2 protein-coding genes are annotated in these 1582 nt (G+C 50.6%); one reads left to right on the forward strand and one right to left on the reverse strand.

From position 1 onward, the window contains the following. Positions 1-1299 (forward strand): tetratricopeptide repeat protein (locus ACFMO7_RS02545; RefSeq protein WP_376793962.1); only part of this gene is annotated, 1299 nt, incomplete at its 5' end. A 51-nt stretch (positions 1300-1350) separates the two neighbouring features. Here ACFMO7_RS02545 and ACFMO7_RS02550 read toward each other — a convergent pair. Then, positions 1351-1479, reverse strand: a complete 129-nt coding sequence (locus ACFMO7_RS02550) for a hypothetical protein (protein ID WP_376793963.1) — start codon at positions 1477-1479, stop codon at positions 1351-1353. Positions 1480-1582: the final 103 nt, after the last annotated feature.

The following is a 1582-nucleotide window of genomic DNA, read 5'->3' on the forward strand; positions in this document are numbered from 1 at the left end:
GCGATCCAGGCCCCTTTTGTGCGCCTGATGGAGTATGCGATCGATTATGCTGAGGAGCACCGAGCGGACTATGAGCTGTTGGAGCGAGAGAGTGCGGTGATCGTGGCGGGCCTGGAGGCGGCCTATATGCTGGGACGCCAGACGGAGCTGGTGCGTGGGGTGGTGACGTTCGTGCCGTTCTTGCTGGTGCGGGCCTCGTATGGCGTGGCCGAGCTGTGGCTGCAGCGCGCTCAGACGGCGGCCCAGGCCCTGGGCGACCAGCGCGGGTTGACTGGGACGCTGCTCTATCGGGGGCAGATCGCCCTGCGCCAGGGGGACTACGCTGCCGCTGAGGGATACTATCAGGAGGGCCTGCGTCTGGCCCGTGCTCTGGGGGATGCCGAGCGCATCTGCGCCTTGCTGACAGATTTGGGAACTGTTTTTTCAAGGCGGGGCAACTATGTTCTTGCCGAAACTTACCTCCAGGATGGATTACGCCTAGCCAGGCAGATCAGTTATAAAGAGCGAATTTGTGATCTCTTAGGAAAGCTGGGTGAGGTTGCCGCTCGCCTAGGTGACTACTCTCAGGCTGATGCTTATCTCCAGGAAGGTTTGATTCTGGCGCGAGAAATTGACGACCATGAGCGTATTTGTGCGATATTGGCCAGTTTGGCTGCTTCTGCTTGTGAGCAGGGGAAGCCGCTGCAGGCAAGAGCGTATTCTCAGGATGCCTTAGTCCTTGCAAAGTCATTGAATCACTTCGAGTGGACTAGCTTACTACTTAATAATATTGGAGATATGGAGTTAGAGTTAGGTAATTACCTATTAGCTGAGTCATACTTTGATGAAGCTCTAAAGATAGCTGATAATATAGATCATAAAGAACTAATATGTGCTTTAATCATAAATAAAGCTTCTGTTAGAAGAAAAATGAAATTATTTGAAGAAGCGGAAAATTATATAAAACAAGGATTAAGCCTCGCTCGTAATCTAGGGGTGCCTTATTTCATTTGCTTTATTTTGAATGAGTATGGTAATCTTTTGCTTGATAAGGGAAAAACTGATCAGGCAAGAGCGATTTTTAATGATATGTTGGCTACTACACCTGAGGGAGCACAAGATCTAACTGCCTTAGCTCAATATGGATTTGCCAGAATAGCGGCGCTGGAGGGTAGAAAAGAGGAAGCCAAGGAGATAGCCCAGAGAAGCGCTATAGCCCTCCGCTCTATAGGACATCGGTCTGCTAGAGAGATAGAAGACTGGCTTTCCTATCTGGAGAAAAGAGAAATACTGGGGGATGTAGAATTTGGCAATCAGTAACATGCCAAATTCTTACTTCAGAATCCCCCAGCTCTATCGTTCTTTTGCCTTCTAAAGCGGCCACCATGCCATATTCGGGCTAGCCGCGTGCGTGGCCAGCGGGGTGATGGTCAGGGCCAGGGCCACGACTGCCAGCAGCACAACCAGCGGAACGATCCAGCGCAGATTCTTCTTCAGCATTGCAGAACCTCCTATCTAACTGAATATCGCAGCTTCAGCAAGCAAGCGTATTCATCAACCTTAGTTCGTAGATCAGCGACGTAGCGAACGCGACCAACACAAC

Source organism: Thermogemmatispora sp., from assembly GCF_042408735.1.
GTDB lineage: Bacteria > Chloroflexota > Ktedonobacteria > Ktedonobacterales > Ktedonobacteraceae > Thermogemmatispora.

Excerpts from the sequence above, each read along its gene's own strand:
- ACFMO7_RS02550 (WP_376793963.1), bottom strand. The coding sequence starts at position 1,479 with ATGCTGAAGAAGAATCTGCGCTGGATCGTTCCGCTGGTTGTGCTGCTG.